This window comes from uncultured Gimesia sp. (assembly GCF_937919775.1).
Taxonomy (GTDB): Bacteria; Planctomycetota; Planctomycetia; order Planctomycetales; family Planctomycetaceae; genus Gimesia.
Window position 1 is genome coordinate 1 of sequence record NZ_CALFPF010000410.1, and the last position, 5,432, is coordinate 5,432.

A 5,432-nucleotide genomic window follows, 5' to 3' on the forward strand; every position below is an offset into this window, starting at 1 on the left:
GGGTGGCATGCCCGGAATGGGAGGCATGGGCGGCATGCCTGGCATGGGTGGCTTCTAGTCCCGTGTGGTCGTATTCTCCAGAGAATATGATCCAGAGTCTTTGCTGAATTTCTTGTAACAATTAACATCATTTGATCCGGGAACTGATCCTGGACTCACACATACAACCAGACCAATTGGAATAATCGGGAGTTAACACAATGGAACTGCATCCCCTTGATGACCGTATCGTTATTGAACCTAATGTTGCCGAAGAAACGACTGCTGGCGGTATCGTTCTGCCTGACACTGCCCAGGAAAAACCACACAGCGGCACCGTGATCGCTGTCGGTCCGGGACGACTTCTGGAAAGTGGCGAGCGCTGCCCGGTTGCCGTCGAAGTCGGAGACGAAGTTCTCTACGGCAAGTATGGTGGAACAGATATTGAAGTCAGTGGTAAAGACGTAAAGATTTTACGTGAAAGCGATATTCTTGCCAAAATCATTAAATAAAGAACGTACTTTTATCGGAACATCAGACAGCTATCTGAATCGCTGACCGCTTTTCAATATCTGTCTGCTTTGGGAATCCAATTCAAACCACAATATTACGCAGGGGAGAACGGAGTAATCCGATCAAATGTTCGTTCCTGTTAAACAGAGGAGTTTATAAGCGTGGCAAAGCAACTATTGTTTGAAGATCGCGCACGTACCAAGCTTCAAAAAGGCGTGCAAATCATTAGCGACGCTGTAGCCATCACAATGGGCCCCACAGGCCGTAATGTGATCATCGATAAAAATTTTGGAAACCCGCTGGTGACCAAAGACGGTGTTACAGTCAGTAAAGAAGTGGATGTCGAAGATCCATTCGAAAACATGGGAGTCAAACTGGTCAATGAAGTCGCCACCAAAACCAGCGATGTCGCTGGTGACGGCACGACGACAGCCACCGTTTTAGCTCGTTCTATCTACCAGGAAGGTTTACGCGGATTATCTCTGGGTGCAAACCCGATGATTGTTCGCCGCGGAATCGACAAAGCGGTCGAAGCAGCCGTGGAGGCAATCGAAGCACTCGCAAAACCTGTAACGGAAAAATCGGAAATTGCCCAGGTGGGTGCGATCTCAGCAAACAACGATTCTGTCATCGGAAATCTGATTGCCGATGCCGTCGAAAAAGTCGGCCGCGATGGTGTGATCACCGTGGAAGAAGGCAAGGGAAATGAAACAACCCTCACTTTTGCTGACGGGATGCAGTTTGACAAGGGATATATTTCACCTTATTTTGTCACTGACACCGAAGGCATGAAGTGCATTCTTGAAAATTGCTACATTCTGATTTTTGAATCCAAGATTTCTTCATTAAGGGATCTGGTTCCTTTGCTGGAGAAAGTCTCTCAGACTGGTAAGCCTTTATTGATTATCGCTGAAGACGTTGAAGGCGAGCCTTTAACTGCTTTAGTTGTTAACAAATTGCGTGGCGTCCTCAACATTGCCGCTGTGAAAGCACCCGGTTTTGGCGATCGCCGCAAAGCAATGCTGGCAGACATTGCCGTACTGACCGGTGGTACTGTGATTTCCGAAGACCTTGGTATCAAGCTGGAATCGGTTGAATTAAGCCAACTCGGTCAGGCCAAACAAATCGAAATCACCAAAGATTCCTGTACTCTGATTGAAGGTGCCGGAGCAACGGAAGCATTGCAGGCACGTGTTGCTCAAATCCGTGGACAACTCTCAAAAACAGACAGCGAATACGATCGTGAAAAATACCAGGAACGCCTTGCCAAATTGACTGGTGGCGTAGCGATCATCTCTGTGGGAGCTGCAACCGAAACAGAAATGAAGCAAACAAAAGCCCGTATGGAAGATGCATTACACGCAACCCGTGCTGCTGTTGAAGAAGGAATTCTTCCCGGTGGTGGCGTTGCACTTCTCAGAGCGATTGATGCCGTTGAAAAAGTCAAAGGTAAAAACAGCGACGAGAAGATCGGCATCAGTATTGTTGCCCGTGCTTTGGAAGGACCGATTCGCCAGATTGCAGAAAACTGCGGAACTGATGGAGCTGTCGTCGCTGACGAAGTCAAACAACTTACTGGTTCCCACGGCTATAATGCCAATACTGGCGAGTACGTAGATATGTTCAAAGCGGGAATTATTGACCCAGCCAAGGTTGTTAAAAACGCCTTGAAAAATGCTGCTTCTATCGCTGGCCTGATGTTGACCACACAGGTTCTCATCACTCGAAGTGATAGCACCGAAGGTGGCAAGCTGGCTGATGTCGAAGGAAGCGTTCGATAATTTCTGCAATTTACTGAAAATCATCTCTTTGAATTTCAGAATGAACTTTGTGATATCAGACGGGCCGCCGTAAAATGGTGGCCCGTTTTTTTCAGTTCTGACAGAACAACTGAAATGAGAAATTTTACCTGAGCGGACACGGTAAATTTCAAAACCTTTAATGACGAGTTGTGATTTATGGCATCGAAACGCGATTATTATGAAGTTCTAGGTGTATCGCGCGAAGTGACCAGCGTTGAAATCAAGAAGGCATACAAGAAACTGGCGCTGGCAAATCATCCGGACCGCAATCCCGGTGATGAAGAAGCGATTAAGCGTTTCAAAGATGCGGCCGAAGCCTTCGAAGTACTGGGCGATGATAAAAAACGCGCACACTACGATCGATACGGCCACGCCGATTTTGGAGCAGGCGGCAGTCAGTTCCATGACGTTTCTGATATTTTCAGCGCGTTTGGAGACCTGTTTGAAGGGTTCGGCTTCAAGAGTAACTCACAGCGGGGAGGCAATCGTCCGCGACAGGGGGAAAGCCTGCGTACCAGCATCCAGATTGACCTTCTGGATGCCGCTTCCGGATGTGAACGGGAAATTCATATTCCCCGTCAGGAAACCTGTGATACCTGCCATGGCTCCGGCGCGAAACCGGGTACACAGCCCGATGACTGCGATTACTGTGGCGGTGCAGGGCAGGTCGTTCAATCGCAAGGTTTTTTCCGCGTGCAGACAACCTGTCCCCGTTGTCGTGGTGCAGGAAAAGTCATTTCAGATAAATGTACTGACTGCCGTGGAGAAGGGCGGATTTCCCGTGACATCACACTGGACATCAAAGTGCCTGCAGGTATCGACAACGGCATGCAGCTTTGCCTCAGAGGAGAAGGCAATCCGGGTTTAAACGGAGGACCTCGGGGAGATCTGTATGTTGTGGTTGGCGTTGATGAACATCCCCTGTTCCGACGTCAGGAACAGGAACTCAGTTGTCATGTTCCCATCACATACACGCAGGCAGCCCTGGGTGCCAATATCGAAATTCCCACTCTGGAAGGACGACACGATCTGAAAATTCCATCGGGCACTCAGCCGGGTGAAGTTTTCCGCCTGAAAGGTTTAGGCATGCCAAATCCTCACGGGGGTCGTCGAGGAGATCTGCATGTCATCGTTCAGATCGATGTGCCTAAGAAAATTTCAGAGCGGGAAGAAGAATTACTGCGTGAATTAGCGGAAATCGAACATGCTGAAGTTTCACAACACCGCAGTCCGAATCGAAATTCGTTTATTGATAAACTAAAAGAATACTTTACACACTCTGATTAACGATTTTCAAACGGTGTTTGTAAGGACCAGTTTTTTTGTTTTATTTCATACAACATCAGTTTTAATAATAGTGCGACAGGTCGGAAGTATGACAAACATGGAACAACCTGAAGAAATTCAAAACCAAACCGAAAATAATCCGGTTGAAGAAAAAGAAACGCCCCACGAAATGCCTACACTGGAAGAGCAATTACAGGCAGCGATTTCTGAACGTGATGAAGCTCAGGACCGTTTTCTGCGTTCACAGGCGGAGCTGGACAATACCCGTAAGCGGTACCAGAAAGAACTGGAGCTGATGCGTCAATATGCGGCTGCACCGTTCATTCAAGACTTGTTACCCGCTCTGGATAATCTGAAACGAGCCATTGATGCCGCAGAAAATGCGAGCCAGGTTGATGAACTCAAGCAGGGCGTGGAAATGGTGGCGAAACAACTCCTGGACGTCTTCCAGCGCCATAATATCAAAGCCATCGATGCTTTAGGAAAACCATTTGATCCCAATCTGCATGAAGCACTTCAGCAGATGCCTTCCGATGAATATCCTGCAATGACCGTCACACATGAACTGGAACAGGGCTTTATTCTGAACGACCGAGTGGTTCGCCCCACTAAAGTCATTGTTTCTTCCGGCCCTGCGGGTAGTTAATTCATTTCTTTTGCGAGAAGATAAACGATGCCAACATACGATTATGAATGTTCCCAATGCGGCAATAAATGGGAAGAGTTTCAGTCCATCACTGCCAAACCGCTCAGAAAATGTCCCGCTTGTGGTAAACTCAAAGCGAAGCGCGTCATCGGTGCCGGTGGCGGAATTATCTTCAAAGGTTCCGGATTTTACCAAACTGATTACCGTAGCAGCTCTTATAAAAAAGCAGCGGAAGCGGACAGTAAAGCGCAATCGGAAAGTTCTAAACCCCCAAGCGGTGATGCGGGCTCAACAAATAAGAGTTCCTCGTCTGATTCCTGATTACCTTTGATATTTTGCCTGAATTGATCTATAAGAGAATCAAACCATACTCTTGCTTCTCTTTTCGTCTGAGGGTTCGATGATTCAGCCTCAAACATGCCCCATTTGTCGAAAGGTCGTCACATTCAAAGCGAGTGACGACCAGTCGCCGTTCCCGTTTTGCAGCAAAAAATGTCGCGATGTGGATTTTTTCCGCTGGTCCGAAGGACGCTATGCGATCATCGAGGAACTGGACCCGCGCATGATCGAACTGCAGCAGCTGGAGCAAGAACAAGAAGGTGAAGACGATTAAAGAGACTTCTCCGCACACTCCTGCCTTCTCTTCGACCGATACCACTGACAGCCAGCACAAAAGCGGCCTCACTCCAGCAGTACGAGGAACGATATTCGGACTGATATCAGCCCTGGCTTATACGGGTGCCAACATCGCACTGCGTGAGGCAGCCGTCGAGAACAACGTCGATTGGGCCATTTGGATTTCTGCTTTGAAATCACTTCCCGCAACGCTCGTCGGCTGGGTCCTGGTTGCTTATCGCGGTTCTCAAGGATTACCTGCGCTGCCTCCCCGCCGACTGGTGATACCGCTGATCCTCACCGGGCTGGTGATGCAGTTTGGTGGGAATGTCATGTTTCAATGGTCACTGAGTTTAGGGGGGCTGGCATTTTCCGTACCCCTGTGTTTTGCAACACTCCTCACAACTGGCGCACTACTCGGCCGCATTTTTTTGAATGAAGCGATTACTTCTCGCATGTTTGTCTCCATGCTGATTTTAACCGCGGCGATTGTGTTACTGAGTCTTGGCGCCCACCAGGCAGAGGAATCTGTCTACGAACACATGGAACACCATACCAGCTCAATGGCTACAGTTGCGCTCACAATCTTC

The 5,432-nt window shown here is 48.5% G+C and carries 6 protein-coding genes and 1 pseudogene; all 7 read left to right on the plus strand.

What is annotated here, in order from left to right; genetic code table 11:
• The first annotated feature begins 200 nt into the window (after positions 1 to 200).
• The gene (locus tag Q0294_RS11285; protein WP_299464927.1) at positions 201 to 491 is read left to right on the plus strand and encodes a co-chaperone GroES; all 291 of its coding nucleotides are present in this window, start codon (positions 201 to 203) and stop codon (positions 489 to 491) included.
• Between the two features lie 162 nt (positions 492 to 653).
• Positions 654 to 2,273 carry a chaperonin GroEL gene (groL, locus tag Q0294_RS11290; protein WP_299464930.1) on the plus strand — a complete coding sequence of 540 codons (1,620 nt, stop codon included), beginning with the start codon at positions 654 to 656 and terminating at the stop codon, positions 2,271 to 2,273.
• A gap of 177 nt (positions 2,274 to 2,450) precedes the next feature.
• Positions 2,451 to 3,581: a molecular chaperone DnaJ gene (gene dnaJ / locus Q0294_RS11295; protein WP_299464934.1), complete on the plus strand. Its 1,131-nt coding sequence runs from the start codon at positions 2,451 to 2,453 to the stop codon at positions 3,579 to 3,581.
• A gap of 97 nt (positions 3,582 to 3,678) precedes the next feature.
• On the plus strand, positions 3,679 to 4,227 hold the full coding sequence (gene grpE, locus Q0294_RS11300; RefSeq protein ID WP_299464937.1) for a nucleotide exchange factor GrpE: 549 nt from the start codon (positions 3,679 to 3,681) through the stop codon (positions 4,225 to 4,227).
• 27 nt (positions 4,228 to 4,254) lie between these two features.
• A complete protein-coding gene (locus Q0294_RS11305) occupies positions 4,255 to 4,548 on the plus strand; it encodes an FmdB family zinc ribbon protein (RefSeq protein ID WP_299464940.1) in 294 nt (97 codons plus the stop codon).
• Between the two features lie 79 nt (positions 4,549 to 4,627).
• On the plus strand, positions 4,628 to 4,840 hold the full coding sequence (gene yacG / locus Q0294_RS11310; protein WP_299464942.1) for a DNA gyrase inhibitor YacG: 213 nt from the start codon (positions 4,628 to 4,630) through the stop codon (positions 4,838 to 4,840).
• Positions 4,827 to 5,432 (plus strand): annotated as a pseudogene (locus Q0294_RS11315) (hypothetical protein); the annotation flags it as partial. The gene yacG and the pseudogene Q0294_RS11315, both read left to right, overlap by 14 nt.

Coding starts and splice junctions, on each gene's coding strand:
- Q0294_RS11285 (WP_299464927.1), top strand. CDS start 201: ATGGAACTGCATCCCCTTGATGACCGTATCGTTATTGAACCTAATGTT.
- dnaJ (WP_299464934.1), top strand. CDS start 2,451: ATGGCATCGAAACGCGATTATTATGAAGTTCTAGGTGTATCGCGCGAA.
- grpE (WP_299464937.1), top strand. CDS start 3,679: ATGGAACAACCTGAAGAAATTCAAAACCAAACCGAAAATAATCCGGTT.
- Q0294_RS11305 (WP_299464940.1), top strand. CDS start 4,255: ATGCCAACATACGATTATGAATGTTCCCAATGCGGCAATAAATGGGAA.
- yacG (WP_299464942.1), top strand. CDS start 4,628: ATGATTCAGCCTCAAACATGCCCCATTTGTCGAAAGGTCGTCACATTC.